This window comes from Priestia sp. BR_2 (assembly GCF_041954005.1).
GTDB lineage: Bacteria > Bacillota > Bacilli > Paenibacillales > Paenibacillaceae > Paenibacillus_AQ > Paenibacillus_AQ lautus_A.
This window is the reverse complement of the sequence record NZ_JAVFHM010000193.1, coordinates 1-25340: the sequence shown is the minus strand read 5'-3', so window position 1 is coordinate 25340 and position 25340 is coordinate 1. Positions and strand designations below refer to the sequence as shown.

The following is a 25340-nucleotide window of genomic DNA, read 5'->3' as shown; positions in this document are numbered from 1 at the left end:
TGTTATGGTTGCTTGAAATTAATAACTTAGTCAAACATCGCGGATCTCAAGAAATCTTATCGGGTATCAGTTTTAAAGCGAGACCTGGCAGAGTGACTGGTTTTTTAGGTCCAAATGGGGCAGGTAAAAGCTCAACGATTCGCATCCTGCTTGGATTAGATCGCGCCACATCAGGGAGTGCTCTCATAAATGGCAAACCCTTCTCAGAGTTACATAATCCTCTAGCAACAGTAGGTGCTGCACTTGATGGATCTGGGGCCCATCGTATGCGAACAGGGCGGGCACACTTGCGCTGGATTGCTCGTGCCGCAGGATTGTCTAACTCACGTGTCGAGGAAGTTTTGGAAATCGTAGGTCTTACTAATGCAGCTGACAAAAGAGTGGGAAAATATTCGCTTGGTATGGGGAGAAGACTTGGAATGGCCGCTGCGCTGCTGGGTGATCCCGCGATATTGGTTCTAGATGAACCCGTAAATGGGCTCGACCCGGAAGGAATTCGTTGGATCCGGACATTTTTACGTAAACGGGCTGAGTCTGGCAACACGGTGTTACTATCCAGTCATCTAATAGGAGAGCTTGCAGAGACAGTTGATGATGTGGTTATTATTAAGCAAGGAACAATCGTTGCAGATGGAACGTTGGACGAAGTAATAGGTAACCATTCCACGCTGGAGAAAGCTTTTTTTGCCCGGACATCTGATCATGCTGGTGGTGTTGTATGAGAGCATTCAACGCGGAACTATCTAAATTGTTCTCCCTGCCGGGCATTTGGCTTGCCTTTCTTGTTGGAGCATTTTCTCCTGCGGTCATAGCCGCCTTAGACAGTATAGCTCAAAAAGAGGAGATTATAGCTGGAGTTAGCACACGGCTTTTGGAAGTTGGCTATATTGGACTAGCCCTTGGTGTACAAGGTGTCATCATCCTTGGTGTGCTTGCTGTCAGCAGCGAGTATTTGACAGAGAGCAGTGAATCTGGCGGAGGACAACAGATTACAACAAGTTTAACGGTTGTTTCATCAAGGCTTCAATTTTTGCTGGCAAAAGCAGGCGCTGTGACAGTAATCAGTATACTGCTTTGTATTGTTGCTATCATGACAACTGTGTCAGCCACGCATCTTGTTCTTGGTGAGTATTCCCCAGCATTTGAATGGTCGAAGCTGCTCGGTGCAGTTTGTTACTGGACATTCACTGCTCTATTAGCATTCGGGATTACTGTACTAACTAAGAATGGCACGATTCCGCTTGCTGTGCTCATCATAAATACATCCGTTGTTTCATTTAGTTTCCTGCTTTCTAAAGTTACAAAGTTAGCGTTATACCTACCGGATCGGGTCGGCCTTGAAATGTTTATGTTTCTGAGCGACAGATTCCTCACCCCGTTCATAGGCGGCATAGTCATGTCTGCCTGGGTAGTCGTTCTTTTCATTGCTGCAGCTATCGTATTCCATAGGAGGGACGTTGCTGCATGAGTGTCCCTTCTATTAGAAAGATAACACAAATCCTTCGTGCTGAACTGGATAAATTAGCTACATTACCATTGATATGGCTCACTCTTATGGGTACATTCATTCTTAATTTAGGATTAGCCGCAGCTTTTACTTCTATAGGTTTACAAGGAGCAATAGGGACGCAAAAAATACTGAATATAGGTTTTGCTTCGATGGGTTATCTTCAAGCAGGATTCATTATTCTTGGGATCCTAGCTACTTGTTCAGAGTATATCGGTGGACAGATTCGAACTACGTTAGCTGCGATACCTTGTCGTGGGATTCAATTATCCATGAAGCATTTGGCATTGGCAATCATAACGGTTCCCGCGGCCTTTATTATCGCTGCATCCGGTGTAGTATATACTTATATGATGATGAAAGACACAGCAGCAGCGATTGATATAGATACCATGGTAGAAGCATTAGCAGGTGCAACAGGCTATCTGACACTAACCTCACTTCTCAGTGCAGCTATAGGTGCTTTATTAAGACGAACCACCCCTGCTTTAGTGGTGCTGCTTGGTTATTATTTCGTTGTCAGTCCATTATCGAGAGATCTTCTGCCTAGTTTTAAAATGTATTTTCCGGATACGGCAGGATATTATATGTATATGCCGCCTTCCTCTGATGAAATAAATGTCCTTTCACCAATGCAAGGGACAGGGATTTCATTGATATGGACACTGATTTTTATTACGGCAGCTATTGTATTTTACCGTAAACGAGATGCCTGAGTTTAAGTTTCATCCATTCAAAAATATAACGCTAGTGATTTTTTAAAAAATTTCTGAAAAAGTACGATGGTCTATATGATAGATGTGACGGAGTACAAAAACAAAGTCTCATTGAGAGTCTCATTGAAAGTTGTAGATGGACAAGAACCTAGACCCATAGAAAGTCGCTAATTTAGCGGCTTTTTAGTTTTATCGGGACAAGTTCTTGTTAAAACACAATGACAAGAACTTGATAACATTCCCGATATGATTTGATCGACGGCGACACGCCCTTATATTGAACTAACGGGCAGATTAGATTAGCAATCTGTAAGAAACAATCCGCACGGAAATGTACTATATTATAGTTTATGTAGCCCCCTAAAGTCTAAAGAATAAACGACAAACGCAAACAAAGGAGTGAAGTTATGAAATTATTGCTCACATCTGCCGGCATTAATAACAAAAGCATACACAATGCGCTAGTTGACATGCTGGGCAAGCCGATCGCCGACTGCAATGCCCTGTGTATTCCCACCGCGATGTACGGACACCCCTGGGTAGGCCCCGGCGTCAAAGCCTGGCAATTCATCAGCGGGAATTCCGAGAATCCCATGGTCGACCTAGGCTGGAAGTCTGTCGGCGTGCTGGAGCTCACAGCGCTGCCAAGCATCGACAAAGACCGCTGGGTGCCGCTAGTAAGGGAGACGGACGTCCTGCTGGTTTCGGGCGGCGACGCCCTCTACCTGTGCCACTGGATGCGGCAGTCCGGACTTGCAGACCTCTTACCGTCTCTGCAGGCAGTTTATGTGGGACTGAGTGCCGGGAGTATGGTGATGGCACCTAACATCGGGGAATTCTTCGTTGGCTGGACTCCACCCACTGGCGGCGATGACGCGCTGAGTCTGGTTGATTTTGCAATATTTCCGCATCTGGATCACGAAATGCTGCCGAGAAACACCATGGCTGATGCAGAGAGATGGGCCGCCGGGATGCAAGGGCCAGCGTATGCGATTGATGATCAGACCGCGATCAAAGTGATCGACGGAACGGTTGAAGTTGTCTCCGAAGGGAATTGGAAACGTTTTTCGCCCCTCCTATAGGAAGAGTGGAGAAGTGCACAATGGAGAGAAGATTGCCTCATTGTCCTCTAGTATTTCTCCAAGCTACACCAGGGGAAAAACATCGCATTTAACCTTGTTTTGATAAAAGGCTAGAATAAGAATGAACAAAGGGATGAAAAGCTATGCGGGCAAATGAGGAATTCAAACTGGAAGAAAGGCTGGAAGACATTACGGGAGTTACTTGTATTTACGTACCGGTAAGTGATGTTTACGAGTCTATTAAATGGTATCAAAAGAATTTAGGGTACCAACCTGCAAACAACGATCATGTTGAGCCTGGGATGGTCATGGCTGTTTTGAATATTCCCGATCGGAATGGAAACCTGCCTTCGCCTGGTTTAAGGCAAGTTGTACCCGCTCTGTTCCTTCACAAATCAGACGAAGAGGGCGGGCGATTACGCTTTTCATGGTCATTGGACAACGGCAAGCCCCACGCAATTGCATGTTTTATTACACCACGGATCGAAGAGCTATTTGAACGTTTTAAGAAAAACGGAGTGAATATTTTAGGAGAACGGGTCACAAGCGGACCAAACATAACGTTTGCTGACCCTGACGGTAACATATGGGAAGTTTGGCAGCCTTTAATCGATTAATCAGATCAATTTCGCTAACGGGAGCTGAATAAAGAAGAGGAGGCAGCCGGTCAGAGCGATCGGTTGTCTTTTTTAAATGTCGAGGGACAAGAATATGGACCATTGAAGTCGCTATTTTAGCGGCTTTTTTATTATATCGGTATAATTTTTTTGCACATGCCTTGGTACAAGAACTTGTACCGATTACCTAACGGGCTGTTTTGTAGAATATAAAGGAAGGATTTTTTCTAGGTTAGTAAATTACTCCATTTGTGATTAGCAATCCGTAAGAAACAACCCAGGCTGAGTTGTCCTATAATGTAGTTAATGTAGATACCCCTCATAAACAAAGGAGAACTGAAAATGAGAAAACTTGTTCTATTCTTGCACGCATCGCTTGACGGTTTTGTAGAAGGGCCGAACGGTGAAATGGACATTGGCTGGGTTGCTTACGATTCTGATTTGGAGAAGCACGCGAAAGAAATTCTGAGTACTGCCGACACTGTCATTTGGGGACGTGGAACTTATCAGATGATGCACAGTTACTGGCCATCTGTGCCCTCGAACCCATCAGCTTCGCAGCATGAACTTAATCATGCCGAGTGGATCGAAAAGACAGCCAAAGTCGTTTTTTCCACGAAGCTGGAGAAAGTCGAATGGAACAATTCCAGACTGGTGAAAGAAGATGTCGAGGAAGAGATCAAAAACCTCAAACAGCAGCCAGGCAAGGATATGGTCATCCTCGGCAGTCCTAGGTTCGCACACTACCTTATGCAGCTTGATTTAATAGATGAGTATAAAATTACGGTTTCTCCCGTCCTGATCGGCAGCGGGTTGCCGTTATTCCAAGGTCTCAAGGAGAAAGTCAATCTTAAACTTATCGAAAACAAGACATTTGATTCTGGAGCTATAGGCCTCGTTTACCAGACGGTTCGATGACTCTGTCTCCAAAAGTAGATTACGCTAACGGGACACGATATATCTCAATGAAGAAATTGAAGAGCTGGCTTGTTATTCAGACACGTGTCGAGAGACAAGAACATGATGAATTTGAAAGTCGCAATCTATGCGGCTTTTTTGTTTGAAGAATAATTCCCAATATGATTTCATCGACAGCGGCAGACGCCCTGTTATTAAACTAACGGGCAGGATAGTCCAATCGTTTCGTGAGTACCTTAAAGCATATAAATTTATGAAAGCAGGGAAGTACAAGAAACACGTGGAATAAATATACAAATTATCGGTATTAGGAGGTTGAGAAATGTCGTTTCCGACACATATTGTATCGGCAGGCGGAATTGTAGAAGATGGAATTGGAAATATCCTGTTAGTAAAAGCCCACGACGACGGTTGGGTATATCCTGGTGGAATAACTGAAGTTGGAGAAAACCTGATTGATGGCGTGATCCGTGAAATTAAAGAGGAAAGTGGAATAGACGCCATTGTTAGCCATTTAATCAGTGTTGTTTCGAATACAGCGGTCCATAAGTGGTATGACGGTGAAACAGATGTTCCTACGAAGGTCATGTTTGATTTCGTGTGCAAAGCTGTGGGTGGAGAGTTAGCTGAATCGACTGAAGAATCTAGCGAATGCAGGTGGGTTCCAAAGGAGAATGTTCTGGATTTGATCACTTTACCCGCAATCCGCATGCGTTATGAAGCTTATTTGAACTTTAACGGCTCTGTGAATTTTATGGAGTACGTCACTGCGACAACGTCAGAATGCAATGTTAAGCTTCGAAGGAGTGTTTAGTTGTACGTGTTCTTAAATCCTTAGGAGGGTGACACAATGAATGATACTTGGAACCCCGAATCGCCAGGTGTGTTGCGCCTTCCTTCAGGTCGACTCGTCCGCGGCCGAGCACTCAGACGTCCACTTCCCCAAGGGCTTCAGCCCACTTTTGCACTCTACCTGCTCGGACGACAACCAGCGCCCGTTGCTTGGGAAAGCCGCTGGATTCCTTGGCCGGACTTCTGGTTGCCAACAAACAAGGCTGCAGCCGCTGATGCACTTCGGGAAGCATGGTCTCGGGCTGAAGTTGAACGGGTTGAGATCGCCTGTGGGGGAGGGATTGGGCGAACGGGTACGGCACTAGCTTGTCTCGCTGTGATTGATGGATTACCAAATTATGAAGCTGTCGACTATATTCGGCAGCAATACAGTCCACGAGCTGTTGAGACGCCTTGGCAACGCCGCTTTGTCTCTCGTTTCAAATAGGAAGGGCCCTATAGGTGGAGGATAACGCCAGAGAGCCCTGCAAAAGCCATGCTTCTGTATACACAAAGGCTTTAAACTGGAATATGGTGCTGAAGCTAAGAATGTTGTCGAGTCCCATTAAAAGTCGCTATTGCAGCGGCTTTTTTGTTTTATAGGTACAAGATGTCCCGTGCCAAGGACATGACAATGTTTAATGATTCTAATAGCCATAAGCTGTGAGGTTTTGTAAGATACGACTTAGTGCCTGAACCTATGTGTTTCAAGGTTACCGCTTCAGTATTTATAACACAGAAAGCCACGAGGTCTGCTTGGTTCATTAGCAATATTGGAGGGTTTAGAAGACATTTCATCATAGTCTGTGACCCGGTAGAGGGTCATGAATGTTTCATTGCTATTCGTTAGTAGGAAGTCACGAGTTTGTATAAAGCCTGTCGTAGAGAATGTATATTGAGCATGTAAACCAATTTGGTGTAAAATCTACTCAAGCAAAATGATAATGATTATCATTATTAACAATAAACGAATTGTTTTGCTACAAAACATAAAACTTATGGGAGTGAATTAAATCATGGCAAGATCGGGATTTATGAAAACAGGATGGATATCACTTATAACGGCAGCAATGATTACGGTGACAGGCTGCGGCTCGACAGGCGGTACTACCGATCAGCCTGGACAGGCAACCGCAGCGCCAAGCGAAGCTCCGCCTCAGACGGAAACGCGCGTCGTAACCGATGGCTTCGGAGAGGTAGAGATTCCGGCAAATCCAAAGCGAATCTCAGCTCTTTATCGTGAAGATTATTTGGTTGCGCTTGGGGTAACTCCTATTGTGCAATATTATAACCCGATGTGGGGCAAGCAGGATTATTTGAAGCTGGAAGTACCGTTGTTCGACGTGACCGGCAGCATCGAAGCTTTGCTTGTGTCCGAACCGGACTTGATCATCGGCGCCGGAGAGGTTGATGCAGCACAATACGAGCTCTATTCCAAGGTTGCACCGACGTTCCGCTTGCCGGATGACGTACTAGCGGATTCGCGCAAAACATTGACCTTAATCGCCGAATTGCTTGGTCTCAGCGACAAGGCGGAGCAGGTTCTTGCCGATTACGAAGCCCGTATTGTCGACGTGAAGACGAAGCTGAACGCGGCGATCGGCGATGAAAAGCTTGTTGTTCTGCGGATGAACGTTGTAGACAAATCGATTAATATTTTCGGCATTCATAACACGTTTGTCGGACAAATCTTGTATGAGGATCTTGGTTTGAAGGCACCGGGGCTCGCCGAGGCGATGACGGAGGGCAATATCGTCTTGTCGAAAGAGGTCATTCCGGAGCTTGACGCGGACCATATTATTTTGCTTCCGTCCAACGGAACGTGGGAGGAAGAGAGCAACGCGAAAGCGCTTGAGGAAATGAAGGCAGATCCGCTATGGCAGACCGTTCCTGCATTTAAGAACGGCCATGTATATCCCGTAGAGAGATCGTTTTGGCAGACGGGAGCCATTACGGCCAACGGATTGAAGATGGATGATTTACTTCGACTGCTGGCTTCTTAGCAGGACATAAGCGTGATTAAGTTCATTGGCAGGACTCATCGCCATAATTGAGAAAGAGCCGCTTTTCAACGATGGTTGATGGGCGGCTCTTTTTGATTTACACTATGTTCATTGAGAATGAATATCAATTAAAAAGGGGTTGATAGTAACGATGGATATTGATCAGCGCAAACAAGCCGGGACTGCCCCTTTAGTCCATTATGTGCTGCGATCAATCCGCTTGATCGTTGCGGGCGAGCAAGTAGAAATGAGTGATTTGGACGGCAGCGATAGAAACGATAAGGAAAGCTTTGAACTGCTCATTATAATGAGCGGGACGGGACAAGGAAAATGCTATTTGCAGGGTCCTGGGAGATCTTTATCTATTGATCAAGAGATTATGAACTGCAGCTATTACCGTGTGTGCTTCGTAACGAGCGGATATGATGCAGCTTCGAGCTTGCTGCCGGATAAGCAAGAGCTTGCCTGCGCACCTTTCGCGAAGACGATGGAGCTGCTTGATGAGATATATGGACTCCGCGGGGCGAGCGACGAACTCGAGCTGTTCCAACGATTTGTAAGATTTCAAGAACTGCTGCTTTTTCTATTCCGTCAAAATGCTCCTGCAGCCGAGGATAAGGGAACGGATATCGAGCGGCATGGGATAGAGCTCAGCATACGTCATATTCATCAGTATTACCGTGAGATTCTGACCGTGGAGGAGTTAGCCTCCCTCGCAGCCATTGATCGCTGGAAGTATACTCGTCTGTTCAAAGAGGCTACGGGTCAAGTATCGCTTCAGTACTTGAATGAAGTACGGATTAATGAAGCTAAGAAGTGGCTGGCAAGCACCGATGACAAGCTGCTCGATATTGCACTGAATGCAGGTTTCAACAATGAATATTATTTCAATCGTCGTTTCAAGCAGACGGTAGGCATATCGCCCGGACAATACCGTCGCAGCCGCAAGGAAAAGCTTAGAGTAGTAGCGCCGTATTTGGAGGATTTCTTGGTCGCGCTGGATATGCAGCCTATCGCCCAGTACTGGCATGCGAAATGGGGCAAGCAAGACTATCTAGGCTTAAACCATATACCGACGTTCGACGAGAACGGCGGCAACTTTGACGCGCTTTCCGGTTATAGGCCGGATTTGATATTGCTTATGGATCGTTATGAGCAACAGCAATATTCTCAGTGCCGACGCATATCCAACATATGCATCCTGCGTGAGCAGACCAATAATTGGCGTACGCTGCTGCGTACCGTCGCTGATTATTTCGGTCGGACAGAGTTGGCCGAAGATGCTATCGCAAAGTATGATTTCAAAGCACGGAGTGCGAGTCATACGCTGAGTCAGGTTATAAAAGGTGAAACGGTCGCTTTTTTGCGTATCTCGGCGGACCACATCATTCAATATACGGAAGAAGGGCAAGGCTTTGTTTCGACTGTTCTCTATGGAGATGTTGGCTTGCGTTCCCACTCCGCAGTAGGTGTAGCTTCAAAAACGAATAGGCCGGGCATGTTCAATCTCTCTGTAGAGGACCTACGCACGTTAACCGCGGATCATCTGTTCATTACTTTCGATAAGTGGCATAGCCAGGCAGAAGGAAAGGAGAGGGAACTGCTAGAGCAGCCGGAGTGGCGTGAGCTGCCCGCTGTACGAAATAACCACGTTTACGAGGTTGATTTTCTAACTTGGATGAATAACGGAATTATTTCCAACGGTAAAAAAATCGATGATATACTGCGTTCTTTAGCTTGATTCGGTTTTGCTTGCCACTGAAAAGTCTGCATTCTCCATTTTGTATTTTGTATAAAGCAACCGTCGATTTTGTCCATTGTTATTATCACCTGGCTGAAGCTAAAATTATATTGATAATGATTATCACAACATGAACTTTACATGAGCCGGCTTGAGGAGGATATCAATTGACTGAGCAGCTTGAATTATACGATGTGACGATTATCGGCGGTGGTCCTGCGGGAATGTATACTGCCTTTTATAGTGGAATGCGCGATTTGAAGACAAAGCTAATAGAAGCGAAAGACGAGCTCGGCGGGCGGATGCTTATTTATCCCGAGAAAATGATTTGGGATGTTGGCGGGGTTCCGCCGATCCTATGCGAGAAGTTAATCGCCCAATTGTCGGAGCAGGCGAAGACGTTCGACCCGACCATTGTATTCGGCCAGCACATCATCGGACTGGAGAAAAAAGCGGATTCGACGTATATTCTGAAGGCGGCAACGGGGGAGAAGCACTGGACTCGCACGGTCATTCTGGCTATCGGCCGCGGCATTCTGCGAATGGCGAAGCTGGAGCTGGAAGGGGCTGAGCGCTATGAGGTGTCCAATCTTCACTATACCGTGCAAGAACTAGAGCCTTTTAGGGGGAAACGAGTACTTATTTCGGGTGGGGGAAACTCCGCTGTCGATTGGGCGAACGAGCTGGTTCCCATCGCTGCTGAGGTTACAGTCGTACATAGGCGCGACCGCTTCGGCGGACATGAAAAAAACATTTTTCGAATGAAGGAGTCTTCTGCCGATGTGCATACGCCATATGAAGTCACGCAGTTATACAGCGGCAACGGAAAGACGATTGAACGGGTGACGATTACCCATACCGAATCAGGGGACTAGCGCGAGATAGAAATAGACGAGGTTATCGTCAACCACGGGCTGAAGTCTGATTTTACAGGTATATCTGATTGGGGACTGGATATGGACGAATGGAACATATTCGTCAGCCCGAGACTTGAGACGAACTTGCCGGGCATTTTCGGGGCTGGCGACTTCGCCAATTACGAAAGCAAGCTTAACCTCATTGCAGGAGCGTTCACGGATGCGGCCTTAGCGCTTAACAGCGCCAAACGGTACTTGGATCCCGAGGCGCCGAGAATGGCTTATGTATCGTCGCATAACGAGAGGTTTAAAGAACGGAACAAAGCGCTTGGCGTATCCGATGAATAGCAGGGTCTGCTATCATTAGGGCGGACGGGAAATCTATCCTACCTTTATAGGGTGCATGAGAGTTTGCACTGGAGTGGGATTGGTGTCCGCAACTATATCGATTTTGCCCGAATCATTTAATCGAACAAGTTCTTGTCCTCCGGCAGATAATCGCTTATTATGTTGAGGAACAAGAACATAGTCCCATTGGAAGTCGCGATTAGCGACTTTTTTGTTTTATCTATCGGTACAAGTCCCAAGGCGAGGAGTAGAACTTGTACCGATTGCCGAGAACACTATAACAAATAATACAAACCCTACATAGATAATTTGAGTTCACTAGATCTTGACTCTACCTTAAGGTTATGGTTTATGATTTAAATGAAAGAGGAGATTTAGATTTATACGACAGGTTATGTAGAGCGAGAAACGGGCATTTCTGAAAGAATAATAGCTTACTATAATGGTTTAGGTCTCCTCTCACTAAAGAAGAAGCATGGGAAAATGGTGGTCACAGATGAATAGATACGTGATTTAAATAGTTACGTCCAAAGGTACGCTAAGAACAAGAATAAAAATAGACTGTAACTATCACATAGGAGGAAATCATATTGAATTCTTGTGTTAAATGTGGCGCCAAGCTGTCGAAGGAGAATACATGCGAATCGATATTCAATGAATTTATGGCACTTGAATTCACCGATCCTAGCTATGGGCAGGTGCACTTTCTAACTGTTGCCTCGTACATGGTTCAACATGAAGGCTACAGCGATGAAATGTATGTATGGGTGCAAACCGCTTTGCGGAAGCATCTGGAGGAAGGATATCCTACGGAGTTGATACGTCAAGATATGGCAAGTGGACCAGGAAGCACGAAGGGTATTCGAAGGCCGATGAATGCAATACCGCTACCTAAGATAGCTTGGACCATGACAATCGCCGATGTTGCCTCTCGAATGCGTGACTCCGATAGTTATTGTAAGCTTGTAGAGCAGTGGGGGCGTACTACACTGAGAGAAATGGGCCCGTTGGTTATGAAAAGTAATGATTAAACTAACGGGAAACGTTAGCAGCACCATGACAAAAGGCTGTTGAGTTGATGTCGGGGGAGAAGAATATTGTCCCATAGAAAGTCGCTAATTTAGCGGCTTTTTGTTTTATCGGTACAAGTTCTTGTCTCTATTCGAAGACAAGAACTTGTACCGAATGCCATAAAGGACAAGAATATGTGCCGATTACCGATTAGTTGAGCACGTCTACGACGAATATATTCTTGAAGAGGAATACTTGCGAGGTATGAAAACATCCTTTTGAAATGAAAAACCGAACAGTAAGCACGTTTTGCTATCTCGTGTTCATCACACCTCTTTCTCAAGATTCTGTTCGATGTAATCTAATCCTCCATTCAAGTTTTCGAGCATATTCATCCAACGACCTCCGTCATCAAAAGAATAGCACCCCCTTTTTCGAAGGGGCATTTTCCTTTTCAGGAGAGGTGTAAATGAGAATGCAAAGATGATGGAATGATTCTTATTACGAACTCGGTGATGAGCTATTGAGTTTAATAAATAACTAAAACGCGGCTGCCAGCTTATTCCGGCAGCCGCGTTGCGCTTACGAGGAGTTAAGGTAGTTTTGCGTTACAGACATCCTGGTTCTCAGGAGTTGCTGACGTCAGCGCCGATGACAAATACTAAGTCACGGAATTGAAGGATGGAGAGAATAGATTTTAAGTTCTTATCAACTAGAACTCATGCTGTTTGATTTGCATAATATGCCATGGTGGTTATCCAACCAATTTTCATTCAAAAGGATCCACGGGAAAGGATGATTATATTGGTCAGGGGAACAGTTATCGTAAGGATTAACAGATCGGTTCCGAATAACGTCGTTTTTGTAGACGGATGTGCTCAAGGCGGCAGTTCACTACTTCAAATTCCTAATGGAATCTCTGCGATATTCCAAAGAAGATTAGTAAGAAAACGTGTCACCATAAATGCCGAAGCCGGACAAAACTGTCCAGGAGAACAGTTTAACAATTTTTTGGATGTCAGTCCGGCAACCGCAAGAATGTTTGGACTGGTTAATCGCCGATTTTTGTATACGCTGGAATTTGACCCAAATACGAATGTTCTAACCATAAGTCTTAGAAGAACTCAAACCATCGCTCCTTTCGGCATTGAACAAGTCGATGTTAATAGAGACAATGTATTTTTGGCTGCTGGACTCACTAGCAACGCACTCAATTTGCCGCCAGACAATACTGTGATAACGGTAAGAAGGGCCGGCAAAGAAAAGAAAATGAAGGTTCGACTTTTCGCAGAGGGTGAAGCGGGATTTAGTGATGGGTTTGAAACGAGTCGTAGGACTGCAGCATTTTTTGGCTTCACATCCGGCAGGAGGTTTGTTCTGAGCTTTAATCAAATCACTAGAGTGCTGGAAATTCGAAGTGTAGGCGGAAAATAGCAGGTTGAACCAACCCTACAAGCAGAGAGCCTTCAAGCAGTTGCGCTTCCTTTTGCGAGCTAAACGTGGTAGTTTCGGATTGCTTCTTTTATAAAGATAAATATGAACATTCAATCAACGGGAAACGTTAGTCCAACAACGTAAGAGCGGCTGTTCTATGCGAACGGCTGCTTTTTCTTTAAGCTAACAGGAAACGATAAATCAATAAATTACAAAGAGAAATAATACAGCAGGGAACCCCAAGTTGCGGTAACTATTATGGTGGAATTTTACATAAAAATAGTTGCAATAACATCCTATATGGCTTATCATGAAATTAGTTGCAATAACATCCTATTCAAGGAGAGAGTAAATTGAGCGAGCATTGGAGACAACCTGAAAAGGGCGAAACGGAATCGCACGGCCAATACATTGCAGCCATCTATCGCCACATGCAGATATTGATCTCAGCCGAGCTGGCGCCATATCGAATCGGAAGCGGACAGTATATATTTCTGATGGCGATTGCTTTTCAGCAGCCAATTACGCAGAAGGCGTTAAGCAAGAAGTTGCTCATTGACAAGACGACTACCGCCAAGGCGATAACCAAGCTGGAAGCAGAAGGATACGTGCGGAGGGAAGCCGATCCCGCCGATAACCGTTATCAGCTGCTCTATTTGACAGAATCGGGACGTGAGGTAGTTCCGAAGGTACAGGAGGCGCTGGACCGCGTTAAGAACAAAACCCGGAAGGGCATTACCGATGAGGAGTATGACTTGTTTGTGGACCTGCTTAAAATTGTGCTTCGGAATCTGAGCGAGTAGTAGGAGGTGAAGAGATGAGTGGGAACGGAGGGGCAGGCTTGACCGAAATGACATGGTCTGGCCTTACTATGCGCCCTCATCAGTTCGGAGGGTTAGAATTTCAGTTGAACGGTAATGAAATTGGGCATCTTCACGGCAACCACTTGTTTGACATGCTCATCCCGAAAACGGAACGAGATCGATGGATTGAAGAAGGGAAGGCAAGGCCGCATCATATGTATCCCGATTCGGGTTGGGTATCCGTATATTTAATTACCGAGCAAGATGTTGCACATGCCATTGAAATCGCACGTTCTAAATATGATCAAATAAAATTAGGAGGATGTAAATGATGATAGCAAATCCGTTCATCGTACTGGAAAATTGCAAAGACGAAATCAAGTTTTATCAAAGCGTGTTTGGTGGTGAGATTGCCATTCTTCGCAAGCAAGGGGAAGAGGTGTTTAACGCGGACCTGCATGTAGAGGGGGTAACCCTTAAGTTTGCTGATACTCAAGCGGCAAAGCCGGTAATGAAAGGCGATTACGTGAGAGTTTTCTTGAGAATCGAGACAGAGGAGGCGTTCCAGAGGATCTACGGAGAATTTGCAGCCGAAGGGATTATTAACTCGGAAGCATATGAGGCTCCGTTTAACGGACTGTTGGCTATCGTTACCGACCGAAACGGCGTGTGCTGGGTGCTGTCCTATTATCGAACTTAATGCTGAGAAGTCGAGAAGAAGAGTCGTCCTATTGGGCGACTCGTAGACTCTTTAGGAGCTGGAACAAGTATTGCTTCCTGTCGAGGGACAAGAACATAGTCCCGTAGAAAGTCGCTAAATTAGCGGCTTTTTTGTTTTAGCGGTACAAGTTCTTGTCCCGAGTAAGAACTTGTACCGATTACCGTAATGCACAAGAAGTTCAAATGTCAGCCCCGGATGTTTCTCCCCAATGATTCGCAATATATTCGTCAAGAAGTGCGCGGAGGCGAAGCCGGCAAAATCGGATCGTTTAATTTTCAGGTCCCTCTCATTGCGATCGTGATCAGCGTTCTCTTTTTGGGAGAAACGATTACGACCAAGATGGGGGTGGGATTTATTCTTACCCAATATGGTCGTATTCGTTCGGAGACAGCCCCAGTTTCACGGATTGTCTTTGCTGCTATTACTTGCGATCAGATGTTCTGACCACCCGAGACTTCGATTCTCTGCGCATTAACCCAGCGATTGTCGGATCCAAGCAGGTTGGCGACTACAGGACCAATGTCCTCAGGTACGCCGACTCGACCAAGGGCAGTCATCGAGGCAAACGTGTCATTATAAGCAGGTATGTCGCGTACAGAACCTCCTAGAAAATCGGTTTCGATTGCTCCAGGTGCAATGGTATTAGCGGTAATGCCTCGGTGACCAAGTTCTTTGGCCATATAGATGGTTAGAACCTCGACCGCGCCCTTTGCGGCGGAATAGGCAGAGAAGCCAGGATAAGAAACGCGAGTGAGTCCCGATGAGAAGTTCACGATACGACCACCATCTGCAAGAAGCGGCAGAAGAGCCTGGGTCAAGAAAAATACGCCTTTGACATGCACATTAAACAGGCCGTCGAACTGAGCTTCTGTAGTTTCGGCATAGTCTATCATTTCTCCGTGGCCGGCATTATTCACTAAATGATCGAAAGTGGTACGATCCCAAGTTGACCGCAGGGTCGAACGTACTGTCTCAGCAAAGACCGCAAAGCTGGCAATATTTCCAACATCAAGTTGTAATGCCACTGCTTTACGACCCAAAGATTCGATCTCAGCAACAACAGACTTTGCTTCTTCTGCTTGGCTACGATAGGTCAAGATGACATCACCGCCATGACGGGCAATACTGATGGCAGAATTGCGACCAAGTCCACGGCTACCACCAGTGACGATTGAGATATTATTCATTGTAACTTCATCCTTCCAGGCTCATTTTTAATTACATTGTTATCATAGATTATAAAGTTCACTTTAAGTCAAGACTTTTCCACTGAAGAAAAAGTGTATAATGAAACAGTGAAATAATTGATTTCATCCTATCTTCCTTCTTCTTTCACAGCATAAATTTGGATTATTTAATTAGATATGCCAAAAATTTAATTAAAGTTTACTTTAATAGGAGGCGATGAGTTTTATTTATGTTGACTATAAGGAAAGTGACTGAATTGACAGGAATAGCGGCTCCCACACTTCGATATTACGAAAAGGAGGGGCTGCTTCCACATGTGAAGAGAAATGAAAATGGGAAGCGTTTATATGACGAAAATGATTTAAGCTGGATTCACTTCGTTACTGCGCTTAGAGCTACAGGAATGCCGATTGCTCAAATTCAGAAGTATGTCTACTTGTATAAAGAAGGGGATTCGACGATTTCGGAACGAAAAATGATGATGCTCCATCATAAAAAAGAAATTGAGAAAAGCATAAGAGAGCTATATTTTAATTTGGATAAAATAAACTATAAACTTGCTCTATATGATGTAATAGAATCTCAGATTGAACGAACTAACATCAAAATTTGATTATGCCCAAATACAAAGTCGCTAATCTAGCGACTTTGTATTTTTGTATAATCCGAAATATCGGTCAAATTTAATTAACTTCAACGATGTTACAGATACGGAACGATTCCAAATAGCGCGGGAGCCCCGACAACCGTTTCATGGCATCGAGTAGGACGTACGGTTGCGCACATCGGTTTTTTTAAGATAAGGAGAGGACGAGAGGAACATGAATGTGGAAGTGTATACGTTAAATGCTTTTGCGAAAGGGGACCGTTGCGGTAAACCAGCAGGCGTCGTCTTGGAGGATGGCCTTTCGGACCGGTATAAATGCCAAGAAAATTTAATGTTCCTTCGGTTATGTTGAAAAAGCCGACCATTCAAAGAATTAATGGAGGCAGTCGAGAAATGTTTGAGACACTGAATCATGCGATTACAGCGAATCAACTGCATCCGGTCATCGATCGTGTGTTTCCCTTTGGGTTTTGGAAAAGTTGCGATTAAGCTATAGTTAGTCAGGCTGTCTTATGCGCGTTTTTTATAGTTATACAACATATGGATTCGGTTTGAATGACAGGCTCATTCTTTAAAATAGGGCGTAATCCCTCTTGAATATAGGTTCTCCACTAACTTGAAAAATTCTTCTGACGATAAGTCGTTTTGACGCTGGAGCCAAAGACGAAATAGAGAAAGGGAAGTTGTCAGGTAAAACTCAATGAAGTATGGCGTTAAGGAATGGTTTTGCGGAACGTTTAATTCTAAATGATCCAAAGTGATTTCTTTTTTTAAGCGTTTTAAAAAACGGGTACTTCCATAATCACCCAAAAGGGCATTAAGGATCAGGAGATGTTCTCTTTTATCCAGACAATAGAGCGTATCTTGAACCGTATGCATCGATAGCTCTTTATTCGCCAATTCTTTTTTCATTTCATTTAATAAGTCATTTTCAACAGAGTCTAACAATTCGTAAATGTCAGTAAAGTATTGATAAAAGGTGCTGCGGTTATATCCTGACTTATTCGCAATTTCCTGAACCGAAATCTTTTCAATCGGCATTTGGCTATATAATTCACAAAAAACTTCTATAAACGTTTGTCTTGTTTTCTCCGTTATTTGGGGCTGCTTTTTCATGATACCCTCCTACTAGCCAATAAAAAAATCATCCGACAAATTCTAAAATACTGATGGTTGATCAAGGAATAATAAAGATTTATGATCACATCATACAACATGTTGTCTGATAATCCAAAGGAAATGTTAATAAATAGGGGTGGTTTTCATGTCAGCAAAACAAGACAGAATTTTAATTTTTGGTGCAGGTGTCATCGGGAGCATGTACGCAATGAAGCTTATTGAAGCAGGGTTTGACGTTACGCTGTTTGCACATTCAAAAAGATTTAAATCATTAAGCGAAAATGGCCTGCAGTATACAGAAAAAGGTTCAGTTAAATCTATACAAGTGAAGGTCATTGATTCGCTCGAAAATGACGATATATACGATTTTATTTTCGTCACAGTTCGTTATGATCGGTCCGAATCAGCGTTGTTAGCGCTAAAAGATAATCAAAGCAAACATATAGTTACGATGACTAGTAATTCAATTGGGTTTTCTTCGTGGCTGGATATTGTAGGGGATCGACTTTTACCCGCTTTTCCCGGCTTCGGCGGACAGATTAAAGATGGAGTATTGCATGCACGATTTCTACCAAAGTTTATAATGGCAACTGTATTTGGAGAGATTAATGGTGTAGTGACAGAACGCATAGAAAACCTCGCAAAATTATTTAAAACAGCAAAGCTTCCGTACGTTATTAAAAAGGATATGCAAGCGTATCTAATCACGCATTCCGTATCAGATATTGCCATGTTGAGCGTTTTGCAGTCTGAAAATAAGATAATTGACAAAAAAAGAATCGGAACCAGAAAGACGGCACGCCAAATAACAGCCACTTTAAAAGCGTATCTATTGGCAATACAAAAAGCTGGCGTTTCAATTGATCCACCCATGCTTAAAATGGTGCTTAAATTTCCAAACTTATTTTTGGATCTTTTCTTTATGACATGGCTACGAACTAAAATGGTTAGGGATATGATGTTGCCGGATTATGCGAATAATGCGAATAATGAGATTGTGCAGCTGAGTCATGATTTAATGAAATTTTTAAATCAAAATGATGTCAAATCGGAAATACATCTTCAGTCATATTTTTGTTAAAGTATTACAAAGCTAAACTTGCTGCAGGCATTAAGCTAACGGACTGTTTATTGGCGGATCGGCATTTCTTGTCATGCGAAAGCATAAAGAAAAAAGAACTACTGAAATCCGCTTAATCGTCATATCGACGGTTTAGCGGATTTTGTGCAAAGATGAATTAAATCAACTTATACATAGCAACCGCACCTCTAAATCGATAGACTCTAGTTGAGGTTGTTGTGATGAAGGACGGCCAGCTCATACGAAGGGGTGTAACGAATGAACGAAATCATAAAGAAGAAGCTGCTGGACAAAAATGAACTGCTGATCAACATGGTGATCGAACGCGCAAGAAGAGATTTTCAAGACGATATCGCAATTATTGGGCTTACTGGTTCGTTTAGCACCGGGGACTTTCACGAAAAGAGCGATCTTGATTTAATTATCATAAATAATACGGAAAGGGGATGGGGAATATCCGATTGCTTCATCTTAGATGACGTTGGCTATGACATCTATTGCACCCCATGGGATACAAGAATACACGCACAATCCATCTTAGAGAGTCCTAACGTGTCGAGCCTAACCGAGCTTAAAATTCTCTATTATGCAAAGTCTGAGGATTTGGAGAAATTGAACGACTTTAGGCAGAAAGCTCTTGATGCGCTTGCGGAGCCGATAGGAGAAGCGTGTCTTAATCGAGCAAAAAAATGGATCGATCTGGCTAAGCAAGCATACAGCGATACGATGCTGGGTGATAATATCGGTTCAGTGAGACATGCATCTGCCGGCGTTCTGTACAATTTGGTCAATGCCTTGGTCAGCATGAATAACACGTGCATCAAACGAGGTGTCAAGCGATATTTAGAAGAAATACGCTCGTATCGCCATGTTCCAGATGACCTCGAATCCTTATACATGTCTGTCATCGAAGCTCATACCATTGAAGATATCCGAATTGCCTCTTTTAATATGTTGAACAGCGTTACGAGGTTACATAGCAAGATGTGTGATAACTTCATTGTTAAACCCGCTCCGACTTTTGATAATCTGAGGGGAACTTACGAAGAATTGTGGTGCAACTACCGCAATAAAATCTTGAACAGTGTTCAAACGAACGATGCCTCCTATGCCTTTCTTTCGGCCTTTGGAGCACAAGGATATCTTGATGAAATGGCTGCGGAGAAAGGAACCAAGAAATTTGATCTTATGCAGTACTTTGATGCAAGTGATTTATCAGTAATGAAAGAGAAGTTCCTTGAAATGATGGATGAATATGTAGACGAATATGGTAAGGTCGGTAGAGAAGTCGAACGTTTTACAACCATCGAGCAATTATATGACCATTATATCAATCATTGATCTTACATCCCAGTTCGTGTACTATCTTTGATCATGCTTGACACGATCAACTTTTTTATCTAAGGTCCATATAAATATCAGGCGCATTCCCGTTATTTAAGTACTCGTCCATTTTTTTCGATATTGATGCGGCGTGATTCCCATTTGCGACTTAAACAATTTGCAAAAATAAGAGCTATTCGTTAATCCGATCTCCTCCGCAATAAGCGAGATCGGTTTTTTTGTAGTCGCTAGGAGCTGTATGGATTGATGAATCCTTCGGGCTGCTATGTATTCCGTGATGCTGATCCCTGTCGCTTCTTTAAAGAGATGTGATAAATGGTAGGGAGATAGATGCAGCGACTTCGCCATGTCGTTCAATCGGAAAGGAATCGTATAATTCGTCTCAATCCAGGTTAAGATGTGCTCCACCCGATGATTTTTACGGGCTTGGTAAGTTGAACTCCGTACTTTCCGCTTATCCCAGATTGGTTTCAAGGAGCGAAAAAGTGCGACAAGAAACAGCGAAATTTCTTCATGTTTTTCCGTGTCGGACAGCGTCGGGAATCGATCGTTCATGCTCTTGTATGCACCTTCCAGACACGGGTTCTCGACCTCGTATAAACAAGGGAAAGGAAGATTGCCTAGATAAATAAAATTGTAAAATTCATGGAGAACGGGCCACTGTTTAAAATAAGCCTCAAACACCGTCGGTTCAAAAATCGCAATCGAACGTTCGAAGCATTGATGATCGTCGTATTCAAGCTTTAGGTGGTGGAGTTGACAGGGCTGAAATATACAAAGCATGCCCGGCTTAATCTCATAGCTGTTGTTGTTAACGATCATGGTCCCCCTTCCTTGATGAATGAATAACACTTCAAGGCCAAGATGGGAATGGAAAGTCTCTTTATGCTCGTAATTTTCGCTTTTACGTCTATAGGCAAAGTACAAGGGAGAGATACTGTAGTTGCTTGCAACGAATGACAACTTGTTTGCCTCCTTCTACCTCGTCTTCGTACATGCATTGAATATACCATACAATCCGCAATCTAGCGTTATTTTTCCCCCATAGCAAAACACATTTACAAGTTTGCACCGCATATAATTTTTTATATAAAAAATAAAGTTGGGAGGTAAAAAATAACGTATGTTAAAGGTTGCGATTATAGGTACGGGTGCAATTTCGCCCAGTCATATCGAAGCATATCTGCAGTTTAAGGACCGCTGTAAAATTGTTGCCTTATGCGATCTTTACCCAGAGAAGGCTGAAGTAAGGCGGGAGCAGTACGGACTGGAAGCTAAAATCGCACACGATTATAAGGAACTGCTTCAAGACGGAATCGATCTCGTGTCCATTTGTATGCCTCCGTACGTTCATGCGCAGGTTGCGGTCGATTTCCTGAACGCAGGAAGCCATGTCATTGTTGAGAAACCTATGGCAGCGTCGCTTAAGGAATGTGATGACATGATCGAAGCGGCACGAATTAACGGCAAGGTGTTGTCCGTGATCGCCCAGAATCGATTCAGAAATCCGATTATGAAGCTGAAACAAGTGCTGGATAGCGGTCTGGCCGGCAAGATTCTGCATGCCCAAGTGGATTCTTTTTGGTGGCGGGGCCATAGTTATTACGACTTATGGTGGCGCGGCACTTGGGAGAAAGAGGGGGGAGGCCCTACGCTGAATCATGCCGTACATCATATCGACGGATTGCTGTGGATGCTTGGTCGTCCTAGCCACGTACAAGCCTACATGGCTAATGTCGCGCATGACAATGCCGAGGTTGAGGATTTATCCATCGCGATGATGAAATATCCGAATGGAGCTTTGGGGCAACTTACCAGCTCGGTCGTCCACCACGGAGAAGAACAGCAATACATCTTCCAAGGACAGTATGCACGGATTTCTGCCCCGTGGCGGGTAACGGCTTCCACTTCCTTGCCGAACGGATTCCCTGATCGCGATTTGGAACTAGAAGAAAAAATCCAGAAATACTATGACGAATTGCCGGATTTGCCGTACGAAGGTCATACTGGTCAGATCGACAATGTGCTGAGCGCGATCGAGCATGGAACGCCGGTGCTCATCGACGGAGAAGACGGCCGCAGCACGCTAGAGTTGATCATGAGCATCTACCAATCCGCAAGCATGGGAGAGAACGTGCAACTCCCGCTACAAAAGCATGATCCCTTCTATACGCAAGAGGGTGCTCAACTAAACGTTCCTTATTTTTACCAAAAGGGCAAGAGCATTGAGAATTTTGAGGATGGGAAGATCACGACAGGAAGCAATTATGGCGAAAAAAATGATATGGGCGGAGGATTATCATGATGCAGAAAAGCGACGGAATGAACTATGCCCCGAAGGGGAAGCCCTGTCCGGTGGTGAAGCCGGGTGAATTTATCATCGCCGCTGTTGCGCTCGATCCGCTTTTATGGCGGCAGAACTGTGTCTGAAAGCGCAGCAGAAAGCTATGCGGATAACGTAGTGTGTTTACAGGATTTCTTTACTATGTGATGGAATGCACATTTACTCATTTCAATTCAATATACAATTTGACATGCTGTCATACCCGTACATAGCCATGCATATATATCCCCGAGAATGTAGGTATGGGAGGCGGGTCAATGGACGGTAACAAAGCTAACAATCAGGCAAACGATCGAAGCTGGCAAAGAGGCAATGCTCAATCACAATGGAGTGCTATGCAGTCGCCGGAACACCATTCGCAAACGGTGGGGGAACGGGGACCGATTCTGGAACAGGACAGCATGCTGCATGAAACACTTGAAACCTTTGTCCACGAAAAGCTATTAGAGCGTCCGGTCCACGTGAAGGGGTTTGGTGCCATGGGTTATTTTGAAACCCTTCACTCGATGGCCGCTTATACGAAACTGTGCTTCTTGCAGCAGCCGGGACAACGGGTACCCGTTACAGTTCGTTTCTCACTTGCGGTCAGCAACAAAGGGACACCCGATACATCCCGCAACGTGCGTGGATTCTCGACGAAATTTTATACCGAGCATGGCGTGTTCGACCTGCTCTGTAATCATATCCCTGTGTTCCTCGTACGAGACCCAATCCGGTTCCCTGAGTCAATTCATGCTTTCCTGCCATCACCAGTTAACAATCTCATCGATCCGAATCGATTCTGGGGTTTCATTGCTACAGCGCCAGAGGCAACCCATTTCGTTGTACGTCTGTACTCGGACGAAGGGACGGTCAAGAGCTTCCGCCATACGCCAGGACACAGTGTTAACACCTATGTTTGGAAAAATGCACAGAACGTCCGCTTCTACGTCAAATATCGCTGGATTCCGTTGGCTGGAGAGCAATATATCGATGCGCAAGAAGCAGCTCGTTTGGCTTGCGAGAACCCGGATTATTCGGGTAAAGATCTGTATGACGCGATTGCCAAAGGCACACCGGTCCAATACGGGCTGTATGTGCAGTTGATGAACCCAGAGGATGAGGCGATGCTGTCGTTCGATCCGCTGGATGACACGAAAGTGTGGGATGTGCATCAATTCCCTCTGCTGCCGGTTGGTCGACTCGTATTGGATACGAACCCTACTGATTATCAGGAGCAGGTCGAGAAGCTGGCATTCTCCCCGTCAAATCTTCTGGATGGTGCCGAGCTGTCCGATGATAAAATGCTGCAAGGTCGCAGCAATATTTATTGGGATTCACAGCGGCATCGCCTTGGATCGGATTTCCGCAAAATTCCGATTAACCATCAAGCAAACTGGTCACCGACTGAACAGGTAACGAGCGGGGCAGGTCGTTATGTAGCCGGTCGGATCGTTCGATCCGATATTCCGAAGGCCGATAATTTCGCGCAAGCGGGACAATTCTACCAATCGCTCACACAAGTTCAGCAGGATCATCTTGTTCAGAACCTCGCTGATGACTTATCGGCGGCTTCTCATGAGATTCAAAGGGTTGTGTTAGGCTATTTATTCCAGGCCGATGCAACATTAGCCGATAGGGTAGCACGTCAGATCGCCGCACCGAAGAAGGGATGATTCACGCAATGACATGAAGGAGAATGAGGTCAACCAATCCATTCGGTTGGCCTTTTTTGGATCATAGCTACAGGTATATGTGGCCAAAAAAAGAAATCATGTCGAGGGACAAGAACATGGTCCCATAGAAAGTCGCTAAAATAGCGGCTTTTTTGTTTTATCGGTACAAGAACATGAGCCGAATACCGATTAGATAAGCATCTAACTATGTATACCAAACAATCTAACGGGCAGTTTTGCGTGATGGGTGGCCATTATTATCAGACAGATGGGGAATGTTTCCTTTATAATATTTAGGTGACACTCCATTGCACTAACGGGACATGTTAGTGCAATTCCAATTGGTCAGTGAATATTTAACTAGGTTTAAGAAGTTAAAAGGATAAGGGCGAATGATGTGCCAATAGGGTAAAGCCAGAGAAGAGAAGGAAATGGTGGAGGGATTCAAATGATAAACATAATTGAAGAGCTTAAGAAGATGTCCCAAAAAAGAGGGTATGAAAATAAAGACGATTTTCAACAGCTGCTGGAAAGATGTAAGGATATAACGTTGTCAAATGAAGATGCTGAATTTTTAATAGAACTGTATTTTAAGGCTAAAAATTTGTACACTCGCAACACAATATTGAAAGCACTTGTGTTCAGTGAAGATATTGATTTAAAGGAATTCTTCTTAAAAGCGTTTAAAAAAGAGCGCTACCTAGATATGAGATTGACTGCAATTCGAGGCTATGCAAAGTATGAAACTGAGAAAGAAGTAGAGAAACTAATGACTAAATTCATTGAAATTCTGATGAAGCGTCCTGAAAGCACGCCTTATAACTATCAAGAATATGAGCTGCTTCGCTCTGCTTTTGGGCTGCCGTATCTAGTAAATCAATATGGATATGCTTGTTTTGTCCAGGCATATGAGCAGGAAGAAAAACAATATCATGCCATGCCAGATGCTTTCAAAGGACATTTTACTTTAAATGAAAGAGGGGATATTGTCCAGCTTCGCTCATTAGGAGAAAGCAAGAAGACGCTTGATGATTTTTGGAGCAGAGGTAATTGAAGTTTGAAAGGTAGTGACACTAATGATGAAACAACAACTGTTGTTTAAATTCAACAGATTCTCAGCAAATGAAGTTTTGACGGCATGGGAAAACGCGGATAAATCAAAAGCTGTAATACTATTAGAATCCGCCCATTCGGATTGGTCAATAGAAGTAGACGGTTTCCAAAATATCTCTCATCAAATGTTTGAACACTTTATATCTAAAATGGATGTATTTGATAATGGAGTGCAGCTTTATTGTAAAGAAGTCTATGAAAACAGTAATTTTAATATAGAACATTTTATCGTGTCATTGCAGTGGATTTCATTACATGAAAACTATATTACAATGGGATATTGGGGAGATTATGTAAACG

The 25340-nt window shown here is 44.2% G+C and carries 26 protein-coding genes and 1 pseudogene; 24 read left to right on the top strand and 3 right to left on the bottom strand.

Annotated features, from left to right (window positions below):
* Window positions 1–8 precede the first annotated feature (8 nt).
* The 16 genes and pseudogenes from RB298_RS13520 to RB298_RS13445 all read left to right on the top strand — a co-directional run bounded on the left by RB298_RS13520 (window position 9) and on the right by RB298_RS13445 (window position 14568).
* Window positions 9–722 (top strand): ABC transporter ATP-binding protein, encoded by a 714-nt coding sequence (locus RB298_RS13520; protein ID WP_486047331.1) that lies wholly within the window; start codon window positions 9–11, stop codon window positions 720–722.
* Window positions 719–1468, top strand: a complete 750-nt coding sequence (locus RB298_RS13515) for an ABC transporter permease (RefSeq protein WP_486047330.1) — start codon at window positions 719–721, stop codon at window positions 1466–1468. Before RB298_RS13520 ends, RB298_RS13515 begins: the two co-directional genes overlap by 4 nt.
* Window positions 1465–2223, top strand: a complete 759-nt coding sequence (locus RB298_RS13510) for an ABC transporter permease (RefSeq protein ID WP_486047329.1) — start codon at window positions 1465–1467, stop codon at window positions 2221–2223. Before RB298_RS13515 ends, RB298_RS13510 begins: the two co-directional genes overlap by 4 nt.
* Before the next feature lie 407 nt (window positions 2224–2630).
* Window positions 2631–3305 carry a Type 1 glutamine amidotransferase-like domain-containing protein gene (locus tag RB298_RS13505; protein WP_192571825.1) on the top strand — a complete coding sequence of 225 codons (675 nt, stop codon included), beginning with the start codon at window positions 2631–2633 and terminating at the stop codon, window positions 3303–3305.
* Window positions 3306–3448: 143 nt separating this feature from the next.
* The gene (locus RB298_RS13500) at window positions 3449–3922 is read left to right on the top strand and encodes a VOC family protein (protein WP_096773802.1); all 474 of its coding nucleotides are present in this window, start codon (window positions 3449–3451) and stop codon (window positions 3920–3922) included.
* 342 nt (window positions 3923–4264) lie between these two features.
* Window positions 4265–4840 (top strand): dihydrofolate reductase family protein, encoded by a 576-nt coding sequence (locus tag RB298_RS13495; protein ID WP_486047328.1) that lies wholly within the window; start codon window positions 4265–4267, stop codon window positions 4838–4840.
* 322 nt (window positions 4841–5162) lie between these two features.
* Entirely contained in the window at window positions 5163–5654 is a 492-nt protein-coding gene (locus RB298_RS13490; protein WP_486047327.1) for an NUDIX hydrolase, read from the top strand.
* Window positions 5655–5690: 36 nt separating this feature from the next.
* Window positions 5691–6119, top strand: a complete 429-nt coding sequence (locus RB298_RS13485) for a protein-tyrosine phosphatase family protein (protein ID WP_486047326.1) — start codon at window positions 5691–5693, stop codon at window positions 6117–6119.
* Between the two features lie 568 nt (window positions 6120–6687).
* Window positions 6688–7674, top strand: a complete 987-nt coding sequence (locus RB298_RS13480) for an ABC transporter substrate-binding protein (protein WP_486047325.1) — start codon at window positions 6688–6690, stop codon at window positions 7672–7674.
* A gap of 151 nt (window positions 7675–7825) precedes the next feature.
* Window positions 7826–9415 (top strand): helix-turn-helix domain-containing protein, encoded by a 1590-nt coding sequence (locus RB298_RS13475; RefSeq protein WP_486047324.1) that lies wholly within the window; start codon window positions 7826–7828, stop codon window positions 9413–9415.
* A gap of 167 nt (window positions 9416–9582) precedes the next feature.
* Window positions 9583–10620 (top strand): annotated as a pseudogene (locus RB298_RS13470) (NAD(P)/FAD-dependent oxidoreductase).
* Window positions 10621–11210: 590 nt separating this feature from the next.
* The gene (locus RB298_RS13465; RefSeq protein ID WP_486047323.1) at window positions 11211–11651 is read left to right on the top strand and encodes a DUF5946 family protein; all 441 of its coding nucleotides are present in this window, start codon (window positions 11211–11213) and stop codon (window positions 11649–11651) included.
* A gap of 775 nt (window positions 11652–12426) precedes the next feature.
* Window positions 12427–13065, top strand: coding sequence for a hypothetical protein (locus RB298_RS13460; protein ID WP_486047322.1), 639 nt, complete (start codon window positions 12427–12429; stop codon window positions 13063–13065).
* 353 nt (window positions 13066–13418) lie between these two features.
* A complete protein-coding gene (locus RB298_RS13455; protein ID WP_486047321.1) occupies window positions 13419–13868 on the top strand; it encodes a MarR family winged helix-turn-helix transcriptional regulator in 450 nt (149 codons plus the stop codon).
* A gap of 14 nt (window positions 13869–13882) precedes the next feature.
* A complete protein-coding gene (locus tag RB298_RS13450; RefSeq protein WP_486047320.1) occupies window positions 13883–14200 on the top strand; it encodes a luciferase domain-containing protein in 318 nt (105 codons plus the stop codon).
* Complete coding sequence (locus RB298_RS13445) at window positions 14197–14568, top strand: VOC family protein (RefSeq protein ID WP_486047319.1); 372 nt, start codon at window positions 14197–14199, stop codon at window positions 14566–14568. Before RB298_RS13450 ends, RB298_RS13445 begins: the two co-directional genes overlap by 4 nt.
* Before the next feature lie 452 nt (window positions 14569–15020).
* On the opposite strand, the gene RB298_RS13440 is transcribed toward RB298_RS13445, so the two are convergent.
* The gene (locus tag RB298_RS13440) at window positions 15021–15776 is read right to left on the bottom strand and encodes an SDR family NAD(P)-dependent oxidoreductase (protein ID WP_213578685.1); all 756 of its coding nucleotides are present in this window, start codon (window positions 15774–15776) and stop codon (window positions 15021–15023) included.
* A 230-nt stretch (window positions 15777–16006) separates the two neighbouring features.
* Between RB298_RS13440 and RB298_RS13435 the strand changes: the two genes are divergently transcribed.
* Window positions 16007–16390, top strand: coding sequence for a MerR family transcriptional regulator (locus RB298_RS13435; RefSeq protein WP_096773792.1), 384 nt, complete (start codon window positions 16007–16009; stop codon window positions 16388–16390).
* A 558-nt stretch (window positions 16391–16948) separates the two neighbouring features.
* On the opposite strand, the gene RB298_RS13430 is transcribed toward RB298_RS13435, so the two are convergent.
* Entirely contained in the window at window positions 16949–17500 is a 552-nt protein-coding gene (locus tag RB298_RS13430; protein WP_486047318.1) for a TetR/AcrR family transcriptional regulator, read from the bottom strand.
* 148 nt (window positions 17501–17648) lie between these two features.
* On the opposite strand from RB298_RS13430, the gene RB298_RS13425 reads away from it, so the two are divergent.
* Window positions 17649–18584: a ketopantoate reductase family protein gene (locus tag RB298_RS13425; RefSeq protein ID WP_486047317.1), complete on the top strand. Its 936-nt coding sequence runs from the start codon at window positions 17649–17651 to the stop codon at window positions 18582–18584.
* 258 nt (window positions 18585–18842) lie between these two features.
* A complete protein-coding gene (locus RB298_RS13420) occupies window positions 18843–19925 on the top strand; it encodes a nucleotidyltransferase domain-containing protein (protein ID WP_486047316.1) in 1083 nt (360 codons plus the stop codon).
* Between the two features lie 96 nt (window positions 19926–20021).
* On the opposite strand, the gene RB298_RS13415 is transcribed toward RB298_RS13420, so the two are convergent.
* The gene (locus RB298_RS13415) at window positions 20022–20891 is read right to left on the bottom strand and encodes an AraC family transcriptional regulator (protein WP_486047315.1); all 870 of its coding nucleotides are present in this window, start codon (window positions 20889–20891) and stop codon (window positions 20022–20024) included.
* Between the two features lie 160 nt (window positions 20892–21051).
* Here RB298_RS13415 and RB298_RS13410 point away from each other — a divergent pair, with 160 nt between their 5' ends.
* From RB298_RS13410 to RB298_RS13390, 5 genes are all read left to right on the top strand, one after another.
* Window positions 21052–22233 carry a Gfo/Idh/MocA family protein gene (locus RB298_RS13410; protein ID WP_486047314.1) on the top strand — a complete coding sequence of 394 codons (1182 nt, stop codon included), beginning with the start codon at window positions 21052–21054 and terminating at the stop codon, window positions 22231–22233.
* Window positions 22230–22358, top strand: coding sequence for a hypothetical protein (locus tag RB298_RS13405; RefSeq protein WP_283771833.1), 129 nt, complete (start codon window positions 22230–22232; stop codon window positions 22356–22358). Before RB298_RS13410 ends, RB298_RS13405 begins: the two co-directional genes overlap by 4 nt.
* A 171-nt stretch (window positions 22359–22529) precedes the next feature.
* On the top strand, window positions 22530–23927 hold the full coding sequence (locus RB298_RS13400) for a catalase (RefSeq protein WP_486047313.1): 1398 nt from the start codon (window positions 22530–22532) through the stop codon (window positions 23925–23927).
* Window positions 23928–24375: 448 nt separating this feature from the next.
* A complete protein-coding gene (locus RB298_RS13395) occupies window positions 24376–24981 on the top strand; it encodes a hypothetical protein (RefSeq protein ID WP_375119863.1) in 606 nt (201 codons plus the stop codon).
* Window positions 24982–25003: 22 nt separating this feature from the next.
* On the top strand, window positions 25004–25340 hold a 337-nt coding region (locus RB298_RS13390), incomplete at its 3' end, for a hypothetical protein (protein ID WP_486047312.1).